This is a genomic window from Rhodoferax sp., assembly GCF_010365055.1.
Classification (GTDB): domain Bacteria; phylum Pseudomonadota; class Gammaproteobacteria; order Burkholderiales; family Burkholderiaceae_C; genus Rhodoferax.
In genome coordinates, this window is the sequence record NZ_JAAFHA010000041.1 from 1 (window position 1) to 23,228 (window position 23,228).

Annotated in this window: 28 protein-coding genes; 22 read left to right on the forward strand and 6 right to left on the reverse strand. The window is 57.9% G+C overall.

Annotation, left to right across the window (positions count from 1 at the left end):
* Positions 1 to 46 precede the first annotated feature (46 nt).
* The 3 genes from GZ093_RS11010 to GZ093_RS11020 are packed head-to-tail and all read left to right on the forward strand — an operon-like array spanning position 47 to position 2,551.
* Complete coding sequence (locus GZ093_RS11010) at positions 47 to 856, forward strand: FAD-dependent oxidoreductase (protein WP_296485929.1); 810 nt, start codon at positions 47 to 49, stop codon at positions 854 to 856.
* A 15-nt stretch (positions 857 to 871) separates the two neighbouring features.
* Positions 872 to 1,150, forward strand: a complete 279-nt coding sequence (merE, locus tag GZ093_RS11015; RefSeq protein WP_296485861.1) for a broad-spectrum mercury transporter MerE — start codon at positions 872 to 874, stop codon at positions 1,148 to 1,150.
* A 51-nt stretch (positions 1,151 to 1,201) separates the two neighbouring features.
* Positions 1,202 to 2,551: an NAD(P)/FAD-dependent oxidoreductase gene (locus tag GZ093_RS11020; protein WP_296485863.1), complete on the forward strand. Its 1,350-nt coding sequence runs from the start codon at positions 1,202 to 1,204 to the stop codon at positions 2,549 to 2,551.
* A 340-nt stretch (positions 2,552 to 2,891) separates the two neighbouring features.
* Here the strand turns inward: GZ093_RS11020 and GZ093_RS11025 are convergent, their stop codons facing one another.
* The 4 genes from GZ093_RS11025 to GZ093_RS11040 all read right to left on the reverse strand — a co-directional run bounded on the left by GZ093_RS11025 (position 2,892) and on the right by GZ093_RS11040 (position 5,581).
* Positions 2,892 to 3,290: a hypothetical protein gene (locus GZ093_RS11025; RefSeq protein WP_363260621.1), complete on the reverse strand. Its 399-nt coding sequence runs from the start codon at positions 3,288 to 3,290 to the stop codon at positions 2,892 to 2,894.
* Positions 3,291 to 3,378: 88 nt separating this feature from the next.
* Positions 3,379 to 3,741, reverse strand: coding sequence for a site-specific recombinase resolvase (locus GZ093_RS11030; RefSeq protein WP_296485867.1), 363 nt, complete (start codon positions 3,739 to 3,741; stop codon positions 3,379 to 3,381).
* Positions 3,738 to 5,129, reverse strand: a complete 1,392-nt coding sequence (locus GZ093_RS11035) for a recombinase family protein (protein WP_296485869.1) — start codon at positions 5,127 to 5,129, stop codon at positions 3,738 to 3,740. The genes GZ093_RS11030 and GZ093_RS11035 overlap by 4 nt, the downstream gene beginning before the upstream one ends.
* On the reverse strand, positions 5,126 to 5,581 hold the full coding sequence (locus GZ093_RS11040; RefSeq protein ID WP_296485871.1) for a DUF2924 domain-containing protein: 456 nt from the start codon (positions 5,579 to 5,581) through the stop codon (positions 5,126 to 5,128). Before GZ093_RS11040 ends, GZ093_RS11035 begins: the two co-directional genes overlap by 4 nt.
* A gap of 352 nt (positions 5,582 to 5,933) precedes the next feature.
* Here GZ093_RS11040 and GZ093_RS11050 point away from each other — a divergent pair, with 352 nt between their 5' ends.
* The 19 genes from GZ093_RS11050 to GZ093_RS11140 all read left to right on the forward strand — a co-directional run bounded on the left by GZ093_RS11050 (position 5,934) and on the right by GZ093_RS11140 (position 22,089).
* A complete protein-coding gene (locus GZ093_RS11050) occupies positions 5,934 to 7,055 on the forward strand; it encodes an XRE family transcriptional regulator (protein WP_296485874.1) in 1,122 nt (373 codons plus the stop codon).
* Between the two features lie 12 nt (positions 7,056 to 7,067).
* The gene (locus tag GZ093_RS11055; RefSeq protein WP_296485876.1) at positions 7,068 to 7,589 is read left to right on the forward strand and encodes a hypothetical protein; all 522 of its coding nucleotides are present in this window, start codon (positions 7,068 to 7,070) and stop codon (positions 7,587 to 7,589) included.
* Positions 7,590 to 7,659: 70 nt separating this feature from the next.
* Entirely contained in the window at positions 7,660 to 9,924 is a 2,265-nt protein-coding gene (locus tag GZ093_RS11060) for a hypothetical protein (protein ID WP_296485878.1), read from the forward strand.
* A 106-nt stretch (positions 9,925 to 10,030) separates the two neighbouring features.
* Positions 10,031 to 10,294: a DNA-binding protein gene (locus GZ093_RS11065; RefSeq protein WP_296485880.1), complete on the forward strand. Its 264-nt coding sequence runs from the start codon at positions 10,031 to 10,033 to the stop codon at positions 10,292 to 10,294.
* A gap of 11 nt (positions 10,295 to 10,305) precedes the next feature.
* Entirely contained in the window at positions 10,306 to 10,797 is a 492-nt protein-coding gene (locus tag GZ093_RS11070; protein WP_296485882.1) for a hypothetical protein, read from the forward strand.
* Positions 10,798 to 10,799: 2 nt separating this feature from the next.
* Positions 10,800 to 11,558, forward strand: coding sequence for a BRO family protein (locus GZ093_RS11075; RefSeq protein WP_296485884.1), 759 nt, complete (start codon positions 10,800 to 10,802; stop codon positions 11,556 to 11,558).
* On the forward strand, positions 11,558 to 12,370 hold the full coding sequence (locus GZ093_RS11080; protein WP_296485886.1) for an ATP-binding protein: 813 nt from the start codon (positions 11,558 to 11,560) through the stop codon (positions 12,368 to 12,370). Before GZ093_RS11075 ends, GZ093_RS11080 begins: the two co-directional genes overlap by 1 nt.
* A 109-nt stretch (positions 12,371 to 12,479) precedes the next feature.
* Positions 12,480 to 13,172, forward strand: coding sequence for a hypothetical protein (locus GZ093_RS11085; RefSeq protein ID WP_296485887.1), 693 nt, complete (start codon positions 12,480 to 12,482; stop codon positions 13,170 to 13,172).
* 12 nt (positions 13,173 to 13,184) lie between these two features.
* Entirely contained in the window at positions 13,185 to 13,682 is a 498-nt protein-coding gene (locus GZ093_RS11090; protein WP_296485889.1) for a DUF6511 domain-containing protein, read from the forward strand.
* Positions 13,682 to 14,419, forward strand: coding sequence for a hypothetical protein (locus GZ093_RS11095; RefSeq protein WP_296485891.1), 738 nt, complete (start codon positions 13,682 to 13,684; stop codon positions 14,417 to 14,419). The genes GZ093_RS11090 and GZ093_RS11095 overlap by 1 nt, the downstream gene beginning before the upstream one ends.
* On the forward strand, positions 14,416 to 14,709 hold the full coding sequence (locus tag GZ093_RS11100) for a hypothetical protein (RefSeq protein ID WP_296485893.1): 294 nt from the start codon (positions 14,416 to 14,418) through the stop codon (positions 14,707 to 14,709). Before GZ093_RS11095 ends, GZ093_RS11100 begins: the two co-directional genes overlap by 4 nt.
* Positions 14,702 to 17,032, forward strand: coding sequence for a phage/plasmid primase, P4 family (locus GZ093_RS11105; RefSeq protein WP_296485895.1), 2,331 nt, complete (start codon positions 14,702 to 14,704; stop codon positions 17,030 to 17,032). Before GZ093_RS11100 ends, GZ093_RS11105 begins: the two co-directional genes overlap by 8 nt.
* A gap of 246 nt (positions 17,033 to 17,278) precedes the next feature.
* The gene (locus GZ093_RS11110; protein ID WP_296485897.1) at positions 17,279 to 17,560 is read left to right on the forward strand and encodes a hypothetical protein; all 282 of its coding nucleotides are present in this window, start codon (positions 17,279 to 17,281) and stop codon (positions 17,558 to 17,560) included.
* The gene (locus tag GZ093_RS11115) at positions 17,557 to 18,021 is read left to right on the forward strand and encodes a hypothetical protein (RefSeq protein WP_296485899.1); all 465 of its coding nucleotides are present in this window, start codon (positions 17,557 to 17,559) and stop codon (positions 18,019 to 18,021) included. The genes GZ093_RS11110 and GZ093_RS11115 overlap by 4 nt, the downstream gene beginning before the upstream one ends.
* Position 18,022: 1 nt before the next feature.
* Complete coding sequence (locus tag GZ093_RS11120; protein ID WP_296485901.1) at positions 18,023 to 18,232, forward strand: hypothetical protein; 210 nt, start codon at positions 18,023 to 18,025, stop codon at positions 18,230 to 18,232.
* Positions 18,225 to 18,623, forward strand: coding sequence for a DUF6362 family protein (locus GZ093_RS11125; RefSeq protein ID WP_296485903.1), 399 nt, complete (start codon positions 18,225 to 18,227; stop codon positions 18,621 to 18,623). Before GZ093_RS11120 ends, GZ093_RS11125 begins: the two co-directional genes overlap by 8 nt.
* A gap of 444 nt (positions 18,624 to 19,067) precedes the next feature.
* Positions 19,068 to 20,540 (forward strand): site-specific DNA-methyltransferase, encoded by a 1,473-nt coding sequence (locus GZ093_RS11130; RefSeq protein WP_296485906.1) that lies wholly within the window; start codon positions 19,068 to 19,070, stop codon positions 20,538 to 20,540.
* Positions 20,537 to 21,826, forward strand: coding sequence for a site-specific DNA-methyltransferase (locus GZ093_RS11135; protein WP_296485908.1), 1,290 nt, complete (start codon positions 20,537 to 20,539; stop codon positions 21,824 to 21,826). The genes GZ093_RS11130 and GZ093_RS11135 overlap by 4 nt, the downstream gene beginning before the upstream one ends.
* Positions 21,823 to 22,089 (forward strand): hypothetical protein, encoded by a 267-nt coding sequence (locus tag GZ093_RS11140; RefSeq protein ID WP_296485910.1) that lies wholly within the window; start codon positions 21,823 to 21,825, stop codon positions 22,087 to 22,089. The genes GZ093_RS11135 and GZ093_RS11140 overlap by 4 nt, the downstream gene beginning before the upstream one ends.
* Here GZ093_RS11140 and GZ093_RS11145 read toward each other — a convergent pair.
* Entirely contained in the window at positions 22,035 to 22,400 is a 366-nt protein-coding gene (locus GZ093_RS11145) for a hypothetical protein (protein ID WP_296485914.1), read from the reverse strand. The two genes, GZ093_RS11140 and GZ093_RS11145, sit on opposite strands and share 55 nt — an antisense overlap.
* A 91-nt stretch (positions 22,401 to 22,491) precedes the next feature.
* Positions 22,492 to 23,136: a DUF3489 domain-containing protein gene (locus GZ093_RS11150; protein WP_296485915.1), complete on the reverse strand. Its 645-nt coding sequence runs from the start codon at positions 23,134 to 23,136 to the stop codon at positions 22,492 to 22,494.
* Positions 23,137 to 23,228 lie beyond the last annotated feature (92 nt).

The window sequence follows — 23,228 nt, forward strand, 5'->3', positions numbered from 1 at the left end:
ATTAAAAAATCCCAAAACCAGAAACTTCCAAACAGGGTCAGTTTCAGTGGTCGGGGAAATTACAGAACGAATGTTGCACTACCTTTTTCGGGAAGACCCAGCCATCGGCGAAGCAATCACAGCCGCTTTCCGCCTGGAGGGTGTTGAGGTGCTGGAACATACCCAAGCCAGCCAGGTCGGCCATGTGAACGGTGAATTCATACTCACTACCGGCCAAGGTGAGCTGCGCGCCGACAAGCTGCTCGTTGCCACCGGTCGATCGCACAATACGAGTCGCCTTTCGCTGCAGGCGGCAGGCGTCGCGGTCAACGCGCAAGGCGCCATCGTCGTAGACAAGGCCATGCGTTCCAACAGCCCGCATATCTACGCCGCTGGCGACTGCACCGACCAGCCGCAATTCGTCTATGTCGCGGCGGCGGCCGGCACGCGCGCAGCAGTCAACATGACCGGTGGCGACGCCACACTCGACCTGACTGCCATGCCAGCGGTGGTGTTCACCGACCCGCAAGTTGCCACCGTGGGCCTGTCCGAGGCTGAGGCGCAACTCAAGGGTATCGAGACTGACAGCCGCACACTAAGCCTTGACAACGTGCCTCGTGCGCTGGCCAACTTTGACACCCGTGGCTTCATCAAGCTGGTGGTGGACGCGGGCAGTGGGCGGCTCATTGGCGTGCAAGCGGTGACGCCAGAAGCCGGCGAGTTGATTCAAACAGCGGTAATGGCCATTCGCGCGCAGATGACAGTGCAAGAGCTGGCCAATACCTTGTTCCCTTATCTGACTATGGTCGAAGGCTTGAAGTTGTGCGCTCAAACTTTCACCAAGGACGTGACACAGCTTTCCTGCTGCGCGGGATAACTACGGAGTTGACTGATGGACGCCTACACAATCTCGAAGCTGGCCAGTGAGGCCGGTGTCAGCGTTCATACCAGCGGCGTATCGCCGCCCATACCAAGCTGGCGCGCATACACATGGGGCGCGCTGGCGGTGCTGACGTGCCCCTGCCATTTGCCACTACTCGCTGCAGTGCTCGCCGGCACGGGCGTCGGGGCTTTTGTCGGCGACCACTGGGGCGTTGCAGCCCTGGCACTGACCGGGCTGTTTCTCCTGTCAATGACCAGAGTGCTGCGGGTCTTCGGCAGAAGGGAATAAAACCTGTCCCAGCCTGTAATTCAGGCCCAACCAAACTTAGGAGAAAAGAAAATGATCCATCAATACGACCTCGTCGTCATCGGCACCGGAACCGGCGCCACGGGCGCAGCTTCCCGCTGCCGGGCGGCCGGATGGCGCGTCGCAGTCATCGACCATCTGCCTTTTGGTGGCACCTGCGCGTTGCGTGGCTGCGACCCGAAAAAGGTACTGGTCGGCGCGGTCGAAGCGATCGACCATGCCCGCCGCATGCAAGGGCACGGAGTTTCTGGTGGAGAGCCGGCCATAGCATGGAGCGATCTCATGAGGTTCAAACGCAGCTTCACCGAGCCCGTGCCGGCGATGAAGGAGAAGAGCTTCGCGAAGAATGGCATCGACGCCTATCACGGACGCGCCAAATTCTGCGGCCCGCGTTCGGTCGAGGTTGGCGGTGAGGTGCTCGAAGGCCGTTTCGTTCTGATCGCGGTTGGCTCAGTGCCGATGAAACTGGGCATCGCCGGCGAGGAACACGTCATCACCAGCACGGATTTCCTCGAGCTCGATCACTTGCCGAAGCGGATCGTCCTGCTCGGCGGTGGATTCATTGCCGCCGAGTTCGCCAACATCGCTGCGCAGGCCGGCGCGCAGGTGACGGTGCTCGAGCAGATGGATCGTATGCTCGCGCCGTTCGACCCGGACCCTGTTGGCTGGCTGATGGAGAAATTCATCGAAGTCGGAATCGACGTGCGGCTCCAGACGCGCGTGACCGCCATCGAGAGGAGCAGCGAGGGTCTAACCGTACGCGCGTCGTCGAACGGCAAGGATGAGCTGTTCAAGGCCGACCTCGTGGTGCATGCGGCCGGGCGCGTGCCCGATCTGGAGCCGCTCGACCTCGTCAGTGCGGGCGTGACGACCGTGAAGGGACGCCTCAAGCTGAACGAGTTCTTGCAAAGCGTGTCCAACCCTGCCGTGTACGCAGTGGGTGACGCGGCCTCGAGCGGTCCGCCGCTGACACCGGTGTCTAGCCACGACGCGAAGGTCGCCGCAGCCAACATGCTCGAAGGCAATCATGCGATACCCAACTATCTCGGCGTGCCGAGCGTCGCATTCACGACGCCGCCGATCGCCTCCGTGGGCATGAGCGAGCAGCAGGTACGCGACAGCGGGGTGAAATTCAGGATGCAAAGCGAGAAGGCATCAAGCTGGTTCACAGCGAAGCGCGTCGCTGAGACGACCTATGGGTTCAAGGTGATGGTCGATGAAAAAACCGACCGCATTCTGGGCGCGCATCTGATCGGGCCGCATTGCGACGAGGTGATCAACATCTTCGGGCTTGCGATCCGCAAAGGGCTTACCGCAGACGACTTGAAGACGACGATGTTTGCTTACCCGACCGCCACCTCCGACATCGGCTACATGCTGTGAACATCGTCATTAAAGGAACGGAGACAGTAACACTTGGGCAACCACAATGGAGACGACGATGCAATCAATGATGGACGGAATGATGGGTGGTGGAATGATGTGGGGAATGGGCCTCTTCGGGCTCCTGATCCTTGTAGTGCTAGTGCTCTTCGCCGTAGCGTTGATTAAGTATCTGTTTTTCAATGACAAGCGAAAGTAAGCCGACTGCGAGAGCTTGAACAGCTGCTTTCTCTGTTGTGGTACTTCCGCTTTCGCAGCAAAGCGGCCCCAAAAGTCCCGAAAATCAAGACGCGAAAATGACCACCAAAGGGCAACCATCGGTGGCGAGCTTGAACCAGCCCTACGCTGCCAGCAGCACTCTTTGCGCGTCCCAGTCATCCGGCATTGACCGGCGCAAAACGAATTCCAGATTGATCGGAGTCAATTCAGCCTTTGCCACAATTACTTCGAGGAAGCTGGGAGCCAGTAATGCGAGGCGGAGCAAACGTCGCACCTGGGTGATATCCATCTCCTCCATTTGGGCGATGTCACCAATGGTTTGCATCTTCCCATCATCAAGTAGCCGCTGCCAGTAGTGGGCCAACCCCAACGCCCGAAGCAATGGGCTGTCCTGATAGGTCTCACGTTCCCGCTTCTCCAACGCCGCTTCGACTACAAACTCCTGGGGCGCATCAATTGGCGTGATGACTTGCCGCCGAACCCCGCGTTTGACCAACGTCCAGGGAATGAACGTTTCCATTTGCACGCTACCCGCCGGGCTCGGTGTTTGGTAGGTTACGGGGATGCCAGTCAGCTGTCCGGTGTGCTTTCTTGCCATGCTGTCCACCTTATTTAAAGCTCGCGATGATGTCGCGCTGGGCCTGCCAGTCCACAGGCAGTGGGTTACGCTGGAACCACATCAGCGTCAGTCGCCGTGGCTGGCGACCCGCCATCAACTGGGCAACGATGTCCGGTGCCAGCAGCGTGAGCCGCATGAGTTCGTTGATGCACGAGTGGTGCAGACCTTCCTGCCGTGCGATATCAGAGCCGCTTTTGGCAATGCCGCTGTCAAGTAGGTGCTTCCAGTAGAACGCTCGGCCCAGGCCCTGGAGAAGGGTGGCATCAAACGCAGGTGCATCTGTGGTGGCCAATTGCTGCGCTCCACGCCGGGCCAGTGTCATTGGCACAAAAGACTCCAGAGCGTCGTTCATGCTGTGGCCTCCGTCTCAACCAGTTCGGCACCAATGCTCTGCGGCGTGAATTCCCCAATGAGTGCCTTCCAGCCCAATGCACGCCATTTCACCCTCAAACCACCGTTGACCAGATCAATGCGCTCGATCATCAGGTTGACGATCCGGTGGCGCTCGGCAGGGAAAAGCTGCTCCCACACGTCACCCAGTTTGACCATGGCCATGACAGTTGTCGCCTCGTCCACCTGTGAACCAGCGTTTTGAACCTGCCTGCACACCGCCGCGATGGATTCAGGACTGGCCAGCACGGTCTTGATTTGCGCCACGGTGGCGGCTTCAACCTCGGCGGCAGGCATGCGCTCCGAGGTTTTGCCCAGCGCACCGAAGCGTGATTCCGACTTGGACATGTAGTAGCGGTACTTGCGCCCATTTTTGCGCGTGTAGGTCGCGTACATCGGATCCCCGCTGGGCGCAAAGAGCAAGCCCCGCAACAGGGAGTCGGTACGGGACCGTATTTGAGTCGCGCCCGCCCTGGTATGGGGATCCTTGGCCAATACCTCGTGAACCTGGCCCCAAAGCCCATGGTCAAGGATTGCAGGGTGCGCGCCAGGAAACCAACTGCCCTTGTGGGACAACTCACCCAAATAGATGCGGTTGCGCAGCAACTTGTGCAAATACTTCTTGTCGATCTGTGCGCCAACACGTGTTTGACCGTCCTGCGTCGTCCAGGCCTTGGTGGTGATGCCTTCCAGCGTCAGCGTGCGGCCAATCTTGGTGGGTGAGCCCACCGTCAGCATGTCGGCAAAAATACGTCGTACAACCGTGGCTTCAGCTTCGTTGATGACCAGCAGGCGGTTTTGCACGTCGTAGCCCAGTGGCGGCACGCCGCCCATCCACAGCCCCTTGCGTTTACTGGCCGCAATCTTGTCGCGAATGCGCTCGCCAGTCACTTCGCGTTCGAACTGGGCAAAGGACAGCAGCACGTTGAGCATCAAGCGCCCCATCGACGTGGTGGTGTTGAACTGCTGGGTGACCGACACAAAGGACACACCGTGGCGTTCAAACACCTCGACCATCTTGGAAAAGTCCGCCAGACTTCGAGTGAGTCGGTCAATTTTGTAGACCACCACGATATCGACCAGACCGCGCTCAATGTCCGCCAACAGTCGTTTCAGCCCCGGTCGCTCGGTATTGCCACCAGAGAACCCTGGGTCGTCGTAATCGTCGGCCACCGGAATCCAGCCCTCCGAGCGCTGGCTGGTAACGTATGCGTGGCCAGATTCTTTCTGCGCATCAATGGAGTTGAACTCTTGCTCAAGCCGTTCGTCTGAGGAAACCCGGCAGTAGACCGCGCAGCGTTTGCGCGGTTTGGTCTGGGCAATTGTATTTGTCGTGCTGACCGTGCTCATTTTGGATCCTTCGGAGTGCTACGAAGACCAAAGAACAAAGGCCCCGACCAATGCGTACCCGAGATCTGCCTGGCAACGGATGAAAGACTTTTGAAGGAATTGCCTTCGTAGTCGAAGGTGCCCTGAGCCGTGACCGTGACCTTGTGGTCCCGCTCACCCCACTCGCGCACCAGAACGGTTCCGGGTGCGAGGTGAATTTCGCGTGATTTTTGCCGCCCTTTTATTTTCGAGTGGCGGATGCCGATGTTGACCAGCTGGCGCTGGGCGTCAGGGGATAGGCCTCCAAAGGCCGCTTCCTGCAACTTGTAAGCTACGCGGGACTGCAAGTAGCTGCGGTTCGGGCTTTCTGGCCGCCGTGGGTAGTGCTGGTCCCACAGCACCCACAGGTCGGCAATTGGCAGAGTGGACAGGGAGGCTACTTGCGCGGCCACAGAATTTTGGGTGTCGTTCATCGGAACCTCGTTTATTGATACGGGGTTGTATGAACGCTCTGCCCGGGCACAAAGCCAAGGTCAATTTGTCTTTCTGCCTCGGTACTTGCGAGATAGCAACGCGTAATCGCTGCTGCCAGGATTGATGTGATCTCGCCAGCGCGCGCGGCGGGGGACATTGCTGACGGAGGAGTAAGTTCGATGGTTTTCATGACTGCGTCGTGGAATGGAAACAGTCATAAATGATGTCCTTATTCTTCCGAACAGGATGGCAACGCAGGGTAATTGATGGTCTTGCTAAAATAAATATGCAAGAATATATTGCCTTTTCTAATATGCAAGATTAAACTGTCTTTTTAGATAGGTGATGGCCATGCTCGAAAAAATCTCGCAAAAATTGATCGGCTACCGCGTGAAGGCGGCGCGCGAGGCCAAGGGCTGGACCCAAGATCAGCTCACCCAAGGGCTTGGATTGAACGATCGCCAGTCCATTTCCGACATTGAAAACGGCAAGCGCGGGCTCAAGCCGGAAGAAATGATGGCGCTTTCCGATCTACTCGATCGGGACCTCGAATTTTTTATCGACCCCTTTGCCGTGGCTGGCGAGGCTCAGTTCTCATGGCGTGCTGCGCCGGAGGTTCCCGAGGATAGTCTCGACGGCTTTGAGCTCAAGGCCGGTCAGTTGATCGGTTTGCTGCGTTGGCTGCGTGAGCAACAAGACAGTCGCAGCAGCGTGCTTAAACGTGCCCTCCGACTATCGACTCAGTCCACTTTTGAGGATGCACAGGAGCGCGCTGAAAGTCTGGTCGCCGAGCTTGGCTTAGGAGTCATTCCGGCTGAGGGCTTGATAGACAAGATCGAGCGGGAACTGGACATACCGGTGTTGTTCGTTGACACCGTTGATGCCGTTGATGGCAAATCCATCTCCGGCGCGACTTGCCACCTCGAAGAGATGGGGGTCATTCTGATCAACCGTAATGAGAGCGAGGCGCGTCGTTTTTTCGACCTGGCCCACGAACTTTTTCACGCGCTGACTTGGGATGCGATGAAGCCAGATCACAGGGAATCCAATTCCGTAGAAGAGCGTAGCAAAGGCAAACGTATTGAGCAACTGGCGAACAGTTTTGCCGCTGCATTGTTGATGCCAAGTGCATCCCTCAAAAAACTTGTCGAAGGCGACCAGGCTAACGATATTACGCACCTGTGTGAAGTCGCAGCCTTACTGCGGGTTGCCCCGGTAACGCTGGCGTGGAGAATGTTCAACCTCAAGCTCATCGGTGACGCTACCCGACGCGCTCTGTCGCAAGAGAAACAGCGACCATCGGTATCGGGACCACCCAAACGGTTCTCCCCCAACTTTGTGAAGATGCTCCACGAGGCATTGGAAAATGGAAGGTTGTCGGCGCGCAAAGCGGCCAAGACCATGGGCCTTGGACTTGGCGGGTTGACCGAGCTGTTTGCTCAGTACGACCTCACCGCTCCATTCGAGTTGTGAGGTGAGATCCATATGCAAAAAATCCGAGTGTTTGCGGATACCAATGTCATTCTTGAAGCATTTCGGACCGGTTGCTGGACAGCGATTGCCAGCCGATTCGCAATCGAAACAGTTGAGAAGTGCGTTGAGGAAGCTCTGACTGGCAACCCCGGGGACCGACGACACGTCAACGTGCCGTCCACAGCGTTATCAGCGGGCCTTGCAGGCCAGCACTCCGTATCCAAAAAAGACCTTGCCACCTTGGTGTTGGGCCATCCTTCATGCAGCACCCTCGATGACGGTGAAAAGCACCTCTTTGCGTGGCTGCGAGCCAACAATTTGCTGCCATCGCAAGTTATCGTGGTTACGACTGCTGACAAGGCTGCGCTGGTTGCCTCGCATGGGCTTGGCTGGCTGGACTGCATGACTTCACTGGAAGACTTGGCGCGCAAGTCTGGCATCGGTCGAGGCAATCTGGATCTCCTGGCGCTGCAATACAGGGAAGACTGGCTTTCAAATATAAAAACCAAGATCATCTTGGGAATCATCCCGTGAAACGACTGCCGCTGATGTCGGGTCCGAGATAAGCGAGAACGGCCACTCAGCAAATATAAAGGAGCGACGAGTGGCCAAGAAATTTCAGAAAAACAGCAAACATCTCGTTGACCTGATCAACTCTACAAGCCTGCATGCCATCGCGCTCCTGGCGCAGGTTGACAAGTTCGCTTTCCTGGGCGTGCTTGACATGACAAAGCCCGAGCCCCATGCACGTTCCGTGATCGTTGAATGTATTTCCGATGTCAAGCGCGAAGATATCACCATTGCGGATCAGGAGTCCATTCGATTGCTTCAATTAGTTCGGTTTCGGACCGAAGAGATGTTGGATCGAGCCTACAAAATCATTGAGTTGGAGAATCACCCCGAAATTGACTCCTTTGATCAGGCCGCCGATGCGATGACACGGCTGATCTGGTTGCGGGTGAAAGCTTCGCGGGTTTTTGATCAGATCGAAACCATTTATCTCACCCACCATTTTCACGGCCACAAGAAGTTTTTAGGCTTTACAGTCCGGGACGGCGATGGACGTGACTTTGAATGGACCCCGGAAATTGAAAGCAAACTGCATGAAGGTGTTGGTGAGATTCTGGGTCTCGATGATGAGAGTAAAAAAAGCTGCGAGATCATTCACTTTGAAATGGATGATGGCGATGATTCAGCCAAACGACGGCTTCACTATTTGGTCGTTTATCACCCGGGCAAGATGAAGCTGCTGCGTCAGATGAAGGATCGACGGCGCGATTTGCTTTTGTTTACCCCAGCACTGGAAGCAACGCTGGTGTATGACCCTGCAGAGAATAGGGTGCATGTGCTCTCCGATAAGGCGAGCACCGCCAAACGCCTCGCTGACCGATTTGCCGTGATTGGCTTCGAAAAACCACTTTCCAAGCAGCCGGTGGATGCTGTGAGCTTCGATCTGTCGATGTTCAAGCAAGTGGTGAACCTCAAGCAGAGTAAGGTCAACGGCGCAGTGATCCTCAATGCCTGGATTTCATCACTTACCGTTACGCTGGGACATACGCGCCATAGCGTTAGCTTGAATCTATTCAATAGCGACAACGTCTGGGGAGTTTCAGACCAGCATTTTGGCGACCGCAATCCACTGTCGACCTGTCGCGCCGTTCTCGAAGTGAAGCTGTCCTTTGTGATTCGATTCGATGGCGAGGAAGAACCGCGCGCCCTCGACATCAGCGTGGGGCAGCGCGGATCCTGTAGCTTGTTGACGCTCCCTGACCCTCGTATGCGCCGGTGTGGCGAGGAAATACTGACTTCACTTGGTGTCATGAGACGAGTACAGCCTGCGAAAGTGGGATCTGACTTGGCACTATTCCGTGCAGAGATGAAACTTCTTGATCTGGCTGTGGAAGATGTCGATGGTCATTTGTTGGCCTCGCTAGATTTGCCTGCGGCCGCTGATTTGGTCAACAAGGGACTACTCAAAGAGAAATCGCAAGGCGATCACATCACGGTGCCGGTAGAAGATGCAGACGGCCAAATAGGCTACCGCCGCCTGAAAGTGAATTTCACCAGCACCGACACGTGGGCTCAGGATGAAATTTCTGGTGAACGTTATGACCTCCGCGATGGCGACTTGTGCCGGTACACCGTTGACAAGTCTTATCTGCGCGAGCGTCTGGCGCAACTGCTCAAATCGCAACTGGTCGACATACCGATCAATGCCGAAGAACAAGAACCGTATGTGCTGGGTAACTACCGCCTCGGCGATCAACGGTTGCCAGTGGCGCTGGTGTCGCGCATGTGGGAACCGAAACACGCCGATAAGATGGACACTGAATTGCGGCAGTCCAACCTCGGATTAACAATTGTTCTCACCACCACTTCCTGTACATCCCGCCGATTCCTGGGCCCCGGAATCGTTATTGCGCTTGATGCATTGGCGCATGAGGTGGATGGTCAGGTCTGCATTGATATGGCGCGGGTCGAGGGAGAGGTGCTCCGTAGGCAGGCTGCTGCCGTGGCGACTGACACCCCAATTCTGATCAAGGAAGATGCAAGGAACGCATTGCTTGTCGGCCCTTGGCCCGAACCATGGCCGCTTACGACCAAGGAATGGGTCGATGTTGTTGAACTGCTGGTGAATTCGTGGACGAGTCAAAAACGAAAATGCACCAAGCTCCAGATCGAGAATGCGGCCGATAAACCCATTCGTTCAATGAATGAGTTTTTCAAGGGGGCACCGGAATGGACATCGTATATTCGCGGTGCGGACGGCAACAGTAAACCGCGTCTGTGGGAGTTGAAAATCGGTGCTCCCGAATATCAGCAAACCACTGAATCCACGGCGGCTGGTGCTGAGGCAGAAGTGGCTTGAGGATCAGCGCGTTGTAATTTCGGCGTGATTTCTGCGAGAACACTGCGACATATCGCAGACCCATAAGCGAGGTAATAGAAGCACACCAACTAAAGGAGTGCTCCTCGTGCAAAACCAAGCCCTTTCTGTTCAATCCGGACGGTTTTCAAACCGATCCCAACCACACGGTGCCACGCGCATCGCCCTCGACGAAAACGAGCTCGCAACCCGCTGGGGGCTCTCCGTCAAGACGCTTCGCCGGTGGCGTCAAACTCAGCTCGGCCCGATCTTTTGCAAGATGGGTGCCCGGGTCACGTACCTGATCAATGAAGTCGAAGCCTACGAGCGCAAGGTCTCGCGCTTCTCGACGTTCTCCAAAGCTTACCAGTAAGGAGAGACGTCATGGCAGAACAAACCCTCACCGTTTTTCCCGAGCAACTGGCAGAGATGTCGGTGTCCCAACTCGCCAATCTGACTCACGCCCAAAAGTGTGAAGTCGATATCAATCTGACGCAAGCCAGTGCCTGGCTCAAACAGGCCCGCGCCAAGTTCGATACCGCTTTGGAGCAGTGCTACGGGGACAAGGCCAGAGCCGCGCTGCTTGAATCCGGACGTGATTTCGGCACCGCCCACATCGCTGATGGGCACTTGGAAATCACCCTGGAGTTGCCCAAACGGGTCAGTTGGGATCAGAAGAAGCTCGCGGAAATCGCCGACCGCATCGCCGCCGCCGGTGACCGTGTGCAGGACTACATGGACATTGATTTCTCCGTTTCAGAGTCCCGCTACACCAACTGGCCACCGGCGCTCAGGGTGCAGTTTTCTGCAGCCCGCACCGTCAAGTCCGGAAAAGCCACTTTCCGTCTGTCACTCAATCATGAAGAAGGAGTTTGATCATGTCGAACTTAATCCCGTTTGAATTTGAATCGCACGCCGTGCGCGTTGTAATCGACAGCTTCGGTCAGCCGATGTTTGTTGCATCTGATCTGCTGGCTACCTTAACCCTTGATCGGAAAGCGCTGGAGCGACTTGATGCCGATGAAAAGGGGGTGAGTTCAATTCACACCCCTGGTGGCAGTCAGGATATGTCGGTCGTCAACGAGTCGGGCCTGTACAACCTGGTGCTTGGCAGCCGCAAACCCGAAGCCAAACGATTCAAACGCTGGGTCACCCATGAGGTTTTGCCCGCGATTCGCAAAACCGGCACTTATGCGTCAGCCGCGTCGGCAGCGTCAGTGGCGACAGTGCCGTCAGTTACTCATGACCGCGTCAACGCCATCCTGTCCATCGGCGAGGCAATTGCCCGAGTTCCTGGTGTGAAGCCTGGCATTGCCATGGCCGCCGTCCTGACCTCAATCCATGAGAACACCGGTTTGACCTTGGAGTCCTTGCGCAAGGTGCTGCCCGCTGCCAACGAGCCCATCTGCAGCCTCAACCCCACACAGCTTGGTGAACTGGCAGGAATGTCTGCGCGCGGTGTGAACCAACGCCTTCAATCTTTGGGCTTCCAGTTCAAAAACGATCGTGATGAATGGGAGCTCACCGAGTCCGGTAAGACGTGGGCGGAGGCGCTGCCGTTTTCGCGCAATGGTCACTCCGGCTACCAGATTCTCTGGAATCCGGCGGTGGCCGAGCAGATGCGTGAGGTGGCGTAATGGGACTGCCCATCATCTCCGCCGAAGAACGGCTCAAAGAGCGCCACAGCGCCAAAATCTGTCTGGTCGGCTTTCCCGGCGTAGGCAAAACCTCGCAGATCAAGACCCTGCCAGCGCAGTCCACACTGTTCGTTGACCTGGAGGCCGGTGACTTGTCGGTCAAGGACTGGTCAGGCGACACGGTGCGGCCACGTACTTGGCAGGAATTCCGCGACCTTGTGGTGTTCCTGGCCGGGCCCATGCCCACCGCCAGCGCCGATCAGGCCTTCTCACAAGCTCACTTTGATCACGTCTGCACCCAGTATGGCGATCCGGCTCAGCTGGCCAAGTACGAGTGCTACTTCGTTGATTCACTGACGGTGCTGTCACGCCTGTGCTTTGCATGGTGCAAAAACCAGCCGCAGGCCTTCAGTGAAAAAACCGGCAAGCCTGACAACCGGGGTGCGTACGGACTCTTGGGTCAGGAAATGATCACTGCGCTCACTCACCTGCAGCATGTCCGTGACAAGCATGTCGTCTTTGTGGCCATCCTGGAGGAAAAGACCGACGACTTCAACCGCCGGTTTTATCAACTGCAACTGGAAGGTAGCAAGACGGCCATTGAGCTTCCTGGCATCTTGGATCTCGTCCTGACCCTGGCCATTCTTAAAACCGATGACGGCACGCCGTACCGGGGGCTGGTGACTCAGGCGGACAACGCTTTTGGCTACCCCAGCAAAGACCGAAGTGGTCGGCTTGATGCGATTGAGGAGCCCCACCTGGGTCGACTGATCGCCAAGTGCCTGGGCCAGACCCCCACCGCCGCGGCCTGACCGGGCAGGCCAAACCACAACTTTAGCCACCCCCACCGGGTTCAACCTGCGGCAGTTTTGCCAGCAGGTGGGCCCAACGCATCTCAAAACCTGATTTTTTGGAAAAAACATGAACGCAAACTACGCTTCCGCCCCCGCCAACTGGGTCGATTTCAACGACGCTGAGTCACAACAATCGGGCTTCGACCTGATTCCCAAAGGCACCGTGGTTCCGGTTCGCATGACCATCAAGCCCGGCGGCCATGACGATCACTCCCAAGGCTGGACTGGCGGATATGCCACGCAATCGTTCGAGACTGGCGCGGTGTACCTGGCCGGTGAATTCATCGTCACGGCAGGCCCCTTTGCCAAACGCAAGATGTGGTCAAACGTTGGCTTGTTCTCGCAGAAAGGACCGACCTGGGGCCAGATGGGGCGCACCTTCATCCGCGCCGCGCTCAACAGCGCACGCAATGTCCTGCCCCAGGATAACTCGGCGCAAGCCGCTGCCGCCCGGCGCATCAACGGCTTCTCTGACCTGGATGGCATCGAGTTCGTGGTTCGCGTCGATGTGGAAAAAGACAATCGTGGCGATGACCGCAACGTGATCAAGACAGTGGTCGAGCCAGATCACAAGGACTATGGCCAGTGGTTGGCATCACTGCATAAGGCATCCGGCGGTGGTCAGTCCGGCGCGCCAGCACAGGTAGCACCTCGCATTGCGGCACTAGCAGCACCGACTTATGCGCCCACATATTCGTCCACAACTGCACAGGTGTCGGCACCAGCAGCAGTGACCGGCAAGCCATCTTGGGCCCAGTGATGAAAGACCCCCATGAAATGCTGGGTCTGTTCACGACAAGCCAGGGGCAGCGGTCACAGCGACAACCGCTTTCCCATCGGCGACCGCAGGCGCTATCCCATCGACTGGGTGTTTTGTTCCAGTCGGTGCCAGAACGCCTTTCACTCGCTCTACGGATCCTGGACGCGTGCGTTGGACAAGGATTTGCCACCGGAGGATGCCGTGCTTGATGCAACTCCCCTGGAGCGTGCAGCCATGCGCGTCTGTCTGAAATCCTTTGGTGACGCTGCAAGCACCGTTGGATTTGATGTGCCCCTGGGGGCCTATTCGCAAGAGCAGGCCCTGTCAGTGATCGAGGCCATCGTCACAGCCTTTGTGGCCGAGATGGCGGCTCAGCACGAGCGCCTGAAATTCCCCAGCGTGCGCACGACAGGCACGCCAATGGAGGAAGACCCGATGCGACCCGGTGTGCCCCTGGTCGAGAACCCGTTTGCCGATATGGAAAACGACTTGCCATGGGAGGTGAGCTGATGCTTGATTTCAACGCGTCTGCCAGCCTGTCCGAGCGCATCGAGTCCCTGATCGACCCTGCCATGCAGGCCGAGAACCAGGCACAAACACCGCGTGCCTATCTTGGTGCGTCCAGACTGGGGGCGGCGTGCGAACGCCAACTGCAGTTTGAGTACGCCAAGGCACCGGTGGATACAGGCAAGGAATTCTCCGGTCGCATTTTGCGTATCTTTGAGCGTGGCCACCGCACGGAGGACATGGTGATTCGATGGCTGCGATTGGCGGGTTTCATTCTCAAGACTGAGGATGCCAACGGTCGCCAGTTTGGTTTCTCAACGGCCAAAGGACGGCTCAAGGGGCATGTCGATGGCGTGCTCATCGGTGGCCCTGAAGGCTTTTCCTACCCGGCGCTGTGGGAAAACAAATGTCTCAACAGCAAGTCCTGGCGCGATCTGCAGAAGAACAAGCTGGCAGTCTCCAAACCCATCTACGCCGCCCAACTTGCGCTGTACCAGACCTATCTGACCTTGCATCAGCATCCGGCGCTGTTCACGGCCGTGAACGCCGACACGATGGAAATCTACGCCGAGCTGGTGCCCTTTGATGCGGCGCTGGCGCAGCGCATGTCGGACCGGGGTGCGCTTGTGATTCGTGCCACCGAGGCCGGTGAGTTGTTGCCGCGCTCTTTCACTGATCCCACCCACTTTGAATGCAAGTTCTGCTCATGGGCAGAGCGTTGCTGGAGTACCAAGAAATGAACCATGAAAACCCATCACCCCAGACCCCTGCAGACACCGGGCCCGAATTGATGATCGACGCCAAACTGTCCAGCGTCGCACTGCGCTTGCCGCTTTATTGGTTTAGCGACCCGGCCATGCGAGCGAAGTACCGCATCCCACATTACCTGATTGGCGGTCTGGTTCGCTACCGAATGTCTGAATTGCACACCTGGGCTTCCAGCAACCAAGCGGTCAAAGCGCATGACCATTGCAGTGATCCTGGCGAGCTGGACTGTGGTCAATCTGATACGGGGGTGCCTCATGCTTGATTTCAACGAACTCCCAGGCTCGCTTGAGGCATCTCCGCATGGCCGGGAGGCAGAACGCAACGAAATCCGCACGGCCTTGCTGGGTCGCCTTGAATCCATCTTGGGCACGATGTTCCCGGCTGGAAAGAAGCGTCGCGGCAACTTTCTGGTGGGTGATGTGATGGGCAGCCCCGGCGACAGCTTGGAGGTGGTGCTCGATGGCGAGAAGGCCGGTTTGTGGACCGATCGCGCCACGGGCGATGGCGGTGACATTTTTGACCTGATCGCCGCCCACCTCGGTGCCAACGTCCAGTCTGACTTCGCCCGGGTCATGGTCGGTGCGTCTGATCTGCTCGGTCGCGCGCACACCGCACCGGTTCGCAAGGCCAAACTGGCTGCCCCAATCGACGACCTCGGACCCGCCACCGCCAAGTGGGACTACCTGGACGCCACTGGCAAACTCATCGCTGTCGTCTACCGCTACGACCCAACGGGCCAGCGCAAGGAGTTCCGACCCTGGGATGCGCGCAAACGCAAGATGGCCCCGCCCGATCCCCGACCGCTGTACAACCAGCCCGGGTTGATCAAGGCAGATCAGGTGATTCTGGTTGAAGGTGAAAAGTGTGCCCAAGCCCTGATCGATGCCGGGATTGTGGCCACAACGGCCATGCACGGTGCCAATGCGCCGGTCGATAAAACGGACTGGAAGCCACTCTCGGAAAAGCATGTGCTGATCTGGCCAGACAAGGACAAGGCGGGCTGGGAGTATGCCGACCGGGCTGCCCAAGCGGTGCTGGACGCAGGGGCGCTGTCCTGCGCCATTCTGTATCCGCCCGAAGATAAACCTGATGGATGGGACGCGGCCGATGCTATTTTTCAGGGGTTCGATGTGGCTGCCTTTCTGGCCAATGGCCCCCGCCTGCACTTGCAGTCGCCAGCGGACGCAGAAGCAGCAGTTGAAAGCGATCTTCCACAGTCGCTTGATGAGGGTGGTGCGAGTGGCGATACGGCAGTTTGGGGCACTGAAGATGCGCTGGCGTTAACTTTCACGCGGCGCTACAAAAATGACTGGCGCTACGTTGCGGCGTGGGGTAAGTGGCAGATGTGGGACGGACTTCGCTGGCGCAGTGAGGACACTTTGGCAGCATCGGACCTGGTACGCCACGTCTGTCGGTACGCTTCACTCAAGGCCGCGAGTCCCAAAACCGCAGCCAAATTGGCTGGTGCCAGCACCATTGGCGGCGTTGAACGTCTGGCCCGGGCCGACCGCAGGCATGCAGGCACCACAGATGAGTGGGATGCAGACCTCTGGCTGCTCAACACCCCTGGCGGTGTGATCGACTTGCGCACTGGTCGCATGCGAGAGCATCAGCGCAGCGACCGCATGACCAAGATCTGCACTGCCACACTGCAGAGTGGCAGCACATGCCCGACCTGGATGGCCTTTCTGTCGGACGTGACCGCAGGCGATGCAACGCAGATCGCCTATCTGCAAAAGGTTTTCGGCTACTGCCTGACAGGCTCCACCCAAGAGCATGCACTGTTCTTTTTGTACGGGACCGGTGCGAACGGTAAGTCGGTGTTTGTGAACACGCTGTTTACGATCTTGGGCGACTACGCAGCCAACGCGCCGATGGACACCTTCATGGAGTCCAGGGGCGACCGCCATCCGACCGATCTGGCAGGCCTGCGCGGCGCACGCTTTGTGGGTGCCACCGAGACTGAACAAGGGCGGCGCTGGAATGAATCGAAGATCAAGGAGATCACCGGCGGCGACCGGGTCTCTGCGCGCTTCATGCGTCAGGACTTCTTTACCTATCTGCCGCAGTTCAAGCTGGTGATCGCTGGCAACCACAAGCCTGCCATTCGCAACATTGATGAGGCCATGCGCAGGCGGCTGCACTTGATTCCGTTCACGATCACCGTGCCGCCAGAAAAGCGCGACAAGGATCTGCAGAACAAGTTGCTGGTCGAGCGCAATGCCATCTTTGAGTGGGGCGTTCAGGGCTGCTTGGCCTGGCAGCGCGAGGGGTTGTCACTGCCTGATAGCGTCGTCAGTGCCACCAAGGAGTATTTCGAGGCTGAGGACGCCTTGGGTCGTTGGCTTGAGGAACGCTGCGTGCGAGTGCCCAGCGCCAAGTCACTCACCACAGAACTGTTCACTGACTGGAAGCAGTGGGCCGAGGCTGCGGGTGAGTTTGTCGGCCCTCAGCGGCGATTCTCCGATCTGCTGCTCACCCGCGGGTTGGAGAAATGGCGCAACTCGGTGGGCTTGCGGGGGTATCAGGGCGTGGGTTTGAAAGAACAAACGCGCCCCAGTTACACGCCCTATGCGGACAACTGACATGCCGACGCACGAAAAGAGCGTCCATCCACTGACGCTGCCGACGCAGACATGGATGCACAAAAGCTGCGTCGCGTGTGTCGGCTACGTCAGTCAAAACAGCAATCCGACGCAGCCGACTTTGCCCAAGCTTAGTTCCTCACACGTGAGGCATGACGCGCAGGTTACGGAAGGTAACCGTAGGCAGCGTCGGCTGCGTCGGACTCATGAATTGAGAAAAAAACTGGCTATGCATTGGAGTGAAAAATGAACAATCTTGAAGATGCTTTCGTACTGGGTAAAGGCACTGCTCGCGCTATGCAGCGGTGGCTACAGAACAACTGCGTGATGAGTGATCGGTCGGTGACAAGCTTCGCTGACCTACATGCTGACTGGTTGCAATGGAGTGATGTCAACGATTGCTGTTGCTCAACTGCGCGCCGTCTGTCAGTTGCGCTTGGTTACCTTGGCTTGCATCGATGCGTCATCAGTGCGGGAAATGTCCGTGCCTATCGTGGCATCGCGTTGAAAAGCGGAGCTGCAAAATGAAAACCACCACACTGGCCCTGGACCTGGGCACCACCACTGGCTGGGCACTGCGTGCTCGCGACGGCCAAATCGCCCATGGCTTCGTGAGCTTCAAGCCCCAACGCTTCGAAGGCGGTGGTATGCGCTACCTGCGGTTCAAACGCTGGCTCTCGGAAATACAGGGCGCAGCCAGTGAAATCCACTCGGTCTACTTTGAGGAGGTACGTCGCCACAGTGGAGTGGATGCGGCCCATGTTTACGGCGGCCTCATGGCCACTCTGACCACTTGGTGCGAGCACCACAACGTGCCCTACCAGGGCATACCGGTGGGCACGATCAAGAAGCACGCCACCGGCAAAGGCAACGCAGGCAAAGCTGAGGTCATTGCCGCCATGCGTGCCAAGGGCCATCCGGTCACCGACGACAACGAAGCAGACGCCCTGGCCCTGTTGGGCTGGGCCATCGATACACAGGAGGCATGACATGAAGATCACACCCCAACGCTACCAATGCCCGCTGGGTCGTCTGCAGCCCCAGGTCACTGACCTGGAGGCCGTCAAACGCAATGGCTGGCGTGAGCAGCATATCCTGGTGGTCAGTGAGACGGACTCACGGCTGGACTTCATTGAGCAGGCGTTTGTCAAACGCATCGGCGAGCGGCTGTTTGGTCAGGGAGACAAACGCCATGGCTGACACCAAGACCAACTGGACGATTGAAGACGTGGCCAATCGCTTTGAGGAAGCGGCCTGCACAGCACGCAGGCTCCCACCCGTGCGTGTGCAGGGTTACTTCACGGTCTGGCCCATGATCGTGCGCACCGAGTGGGAGCGCATGTCAGCCGACGAGCGTCCCAAGATGCACTTCCAACCCAGTCCGGTTGAGGTTGATGCCATGCTTGAGGTCATGCACTGGGTGCAGTGGCTTGAACTCGATCAACGGCACCTGGTCTGGATGCGTGCCAAGCGCTATGGCTGGCGCGATGTCTGCACCCGCTTTGCCTGTGACCGCACAACCGCATGGCGGCGCTGGCAAAAGGCCATTCAAGCAGTGGCAGACCGGCTCAACACAGTCAAAAAGCAGTGATTTGAATGCGCCACGCTTGCAAATACTTCCGAAGCCAATGGGCACGCAGGGTAAGGCGTGGCGCAACTGTCCACGGCTTCGGGTGTTTGTCCTTTTTTACCGTGTTTTGGGCTGCAACAAATCACCGCCTTTGGGCTAATATTCGTTCTATGGTGTGGCGATGAAGGGTTCAAAGCGAGAGGCGATCGAGTCTCGCAGACTGAATCTGACACAGCCGACGCAGCCGACGGATTCGAGGGGTCCTTCCTCGCCAAAATCCTATGCGGGGGGGAACAGCGCTGCATTGCTCTAGCGACTGAATGCAAACCGAGGTTTGCAGGGGTTTGCACCCCGCCAGGTTTGCACCCCAAGGTTTGCACTGAACGCTGACCACCAGATCGAATTACCTTTTACAGCCCGCTCACGTTTGATACGTCGGCGGGTTTTTTGTTGTCCAAATTGCCCATGCCACAAGCCATCAAACTCAACATCGAGTACCGCCAGGTCGAGGCATTGATCCCTTACGCCCGGAATCCGCGCACCCACAATGCCGAGCAGATTGCCAAGATCGCAGCCAGCATCGTCGAGTACGGCTGGACAAACCCAATCCTTGCCGATGGCGAGAACGGCATCCTGGCTGGCCACGGCCGACTGGCTGCTGCCCGCATGTTGGGGCTGACGGAGGTGCCGGTGATTGAACTAGGCCACTTGTCGCCCACGCAAAAGCGCGCTTATGTGATCTCCGACAACCGCTTGGCCCTGGATGCTGGCTGGGACGAAGACATGCTGGCACTGGAAATCGCTGAGTTGACACAGGATGGCTTCGATCTGGCGCTCACTGGCTTGGACGACTTGGAGATTGAAGCTCTGCAAAATCTTGATGGCGAGCCTGGTGGTGAGCAATCGGAAACTAAAGACGACAGCGATGCCCCTGCTGAAGCAGGTGCGCAAGACGATGTACCGCAGGCACCAGTCAATCCAGTGGCACGCGCTGGTGACGTTTGGGCGCTTGGTGAGCACCGACTGATTTGCGGCGATTCGGCCAACGCCAGAGTTGTATCCGAGCTGATGGACGGTGCGCTGGCCACGCTTTGTTTTACCTCGCCACCCTATGGCAACCAGCGGGATTACACCAGCGGGGGTATCCATGATTGGGACGCTCTGGTGCGCGGGGTATTCGGCAACGTGCCAATGGCCCCTGATGGCCAGGTGCTGGTCAACCTCGGATTGATCCACCGCGACAACGAAGTCGTCCCCTATTGGGATGGCTGGCTTGGTTGGATGCGAACACAAGGCTGGCGGCGATTTGCATGGTACGTCTGGGACCAGGGCCCCGGCATGCCGGGTGACTGGTCCGGACGACTGGCACCGAGCTTTGAATTCATTTTCCATTTCAACCGCCAAAGCCGCAGGCCCAACAAGACAGTGCCCTGCAGGCATGCTGGCCAGGAGTCGCATCTGCGTGCCGACGGATCCTCCACTGCGATGCGTAGCCGGGAGGGTGAAGTGGGCGGCTGGGCCCACAAGGGTCAGCCCACGCAGGACAGCAAGATTCCAGATTCCGTGATCCGCGTCATGCGTCACAAGGGAAAGATTGGTCAGGACATCGACCACCCAGCGGTATTCCCGGTGGCGCTTCCTGAATTTGTGCTGAACGCCTACTCGGACACTGGCGACATCGTGTTCGAACCGTTTTGTGGCAGTGGCACGATGATCCTGGCGGCCCAGAAAACCGGTCGCCTGTGCCGTGCCGTGGAAATCGCACCGGAGTACGTCGATGTGGCGATCAAGCGGTTCCAGCAAAACTTCCTTGGTGTACCGGTGACCTTGCTGGCGACGGGTCAGAGCTTTGCCGAGGTTGAAGCGGAACGCCTAGGGGTGCATCAACCCACATCAAGTCTTGAGGTTGAGTCCGCACAGCTGGAGACAACCGTATGAGCGCGTCATGGTTCGCCAACAAAATCGAGCAGTGGCCAACCGCCAAGTTGCTGCCCTACGCCAGAAATGCCCGAACCCATTCGGACGCGCAGGTGGCACAGATTGCAGCCAGCATTGTGGAGTTTGGATTTACCAACCCGGTACTTGCTGGCTCTGATGGCACCATCGTCGCCGGGCATGGCCGCTTGGCAGCTGCTCACAAACTGGGCTTGGAACTGGTTCCGGTCGTGGTGCTGGATCACCTGACCCCAACCCAGCGCCGTGCACTGGTTATCGCCGACAACCGAATTGCTGAGAACGCCGGTTGGGACGAAGCCATGTTGAGGGTGGAACTCGATGCACTGCGCGATGATGATTTCGATCTGTCGCTCACCGGCTTTGACGTGGACGCACTGGCCGATCTGTTCGAGGGTGAGGAAGGTGGCGCGTCAGGCCAAACGGATGACGACATGGCACCCGAGGTGCTGGGTGCCGCGATCTCGCGCCCTGGCGACGTGTGGCTGCTCGGTGGCCACCGTGTGCTGTGCGGTGACTCTACCGATGCGCAGTGCTACGCGCAGTTGCTTGGTGAGGACAACGTGAACATGGTTTTCATGGACCCGCCCTACAACGTCGATTACGCCAACAGCGCCAAAGACAAGATGCGGGGCATAGATCGCCCGATCCTCAACGACAACCTGGGCGCCGGGTTTTACGATTTTCTGCTGGCGGCGATGATACCGACGGTGGCGCGCTGCGAGGGTGCCATCTACATTTCCATGTCGTCGAGCGAGCTTGACGTGCTGCAGAAAGCATTTCGGGATGCCGGTGGCAAGTGGTCAACTTTTATCATCTGGGCCAAGAACACCTTCACCATGGGGCGCTCTGACTACCAGCGCCAGTACGAACCGATTCTGTACGGTTGGGCCGAGGGTGGAAAACACCATTGGTGTGGCGACCGCGACCAGAGTGATGTCTGGCAGATCAAGAAGCCCCACAAGAACGATTTGCACCCGACCATGAAGCCAGTGGAACTGGTGGAGCGTGCCATTCGCAACTCCAGCAAGCCCGGCGACACGGTGATGGATCCCTTTGGCGGCTCTGGCACCACCGTGATCGCTGCCGAGAAAACCCAGCGTCTGGCGCGCATGATTGAACTTGACCCGAAGTATGTGGATGTGATCGTGCGGCGCTGGCAGGACTGGACTGGCAAACAAGCCACCCGTGAGTCTGATGGAAAATTATTCGACGACTGTGCCGGAACAACTCTGGCGGTAGAGCCCCAAGCCGTGGAGACTGCATCGTGAAACAGTCCCGCTGGATGTCGTTGGTGGAGTCAATTGCCAACGTGGTGGTTGGCTACGGGGTGGCCGTGGTCACGCAAATGCTGGTGTTCCCGCTGTTTGGCTTGCATGCCAGCCTGAACCAGAACCTGCTGATTGGTCTGGTGTTCACCGGCGTGTCGCTGGTGCGTAGTTTCTTCTTGCGCAGGGTGTTTGAGACCCTGCGCTTGCGTCAGGCGGTGAGTTCTTCGTCGATGGCGGCTTGCACCACAAACCCGGTGAGGTAAGGCAGGCCCTTGGGGATGCCATATTGCTTGCTGGTCTGGCTGCTGATTGACCAGGTCATCCAACGCTGGATGGCCTGGTCGATGGCATCTTGCAAATTGCTACCCAAAAACAGTGCATTGTTGACGTCGTCTGCAAAGTGGCGTCCGTGGCGGCTATCCAGGAAGGCCCTGACTTGCTCGGGATCGCATTGGGTGGACTGGCCAATGGCTGGCATGGCAAGCGACCAGGGTGCCTCGGCATTTTCTTGCATGGTGCCCCAAAAGCCAAAATCTTCATTCTGGGTGGCAAGGGTCAGTATTGCGTTGGTCATATCAATCTCCGGTTGGTGTGTTGAGATGCTTGTAGTGACGCTCTGTTTGATTGAGAAGCCAAGCTGAATCTGACTTCTTTTTGAATCTTTTTTATGCCACCCGGTAGGTTCGTGTTCCACCTTGGGTTTTGTCTGAGGTGATGTTGAGCCCCAGTTTCTTCTTGAACGCTCCGGCAAAGGTGCCGCGCACGGTGTGTGCTTGCCAGCTGGTTGCATCGCAGATCTGCGCAATGGTTGCGCCCTCGGCTCGTTTGAGCATGCTGATCACGGTGGCCTGCTTACTGTTCTCGCGGGTACGGGGCACCTTTGCTTGGGCGCGTGCTGCGTCCTCAATGGCGCAAACAGCGGCTTCGATCTCCGGGTCGATGTCGTTGCTGAGAGCAATTTCCGCATCAGTTGGGTCTTGGCAGTCGATCTCGTCGGCCAGGACTTGGCTGGCTCCGGTGTCTGCGTGCTCACAAGGCGTTTGTTTGGCCACAGTGGCCACGATTTCCGGCTCTGGGGTAATTGCCCCAACACCTGGCCGGGAGCAGCTAAGGGCGTCGTAGCCCTCGGCAGCGACCACCCAGTCGTCTCCCGACGGGGTGATCAGTGCGCGGTTGAACAGGCCGTCGAGCACCTTCTTGCGCGCGCCGCCCTTGACGCCCTCGGGGAACCAGTCAATGCGCCCGTCGTTGTGATCCAGCGCATGTTGCAGGACTTGGGTTTGGGTTGTGGTGAGTTGGGTGGAGGCCATGATTTTTCCTTGGGTTGGTGGTTGAGTTGGTGCAATGAAAGCGCTGTTTGCAGGACAAGCCAAGCGGTTTTTGCTTGGCTTGGGGTGTTTGT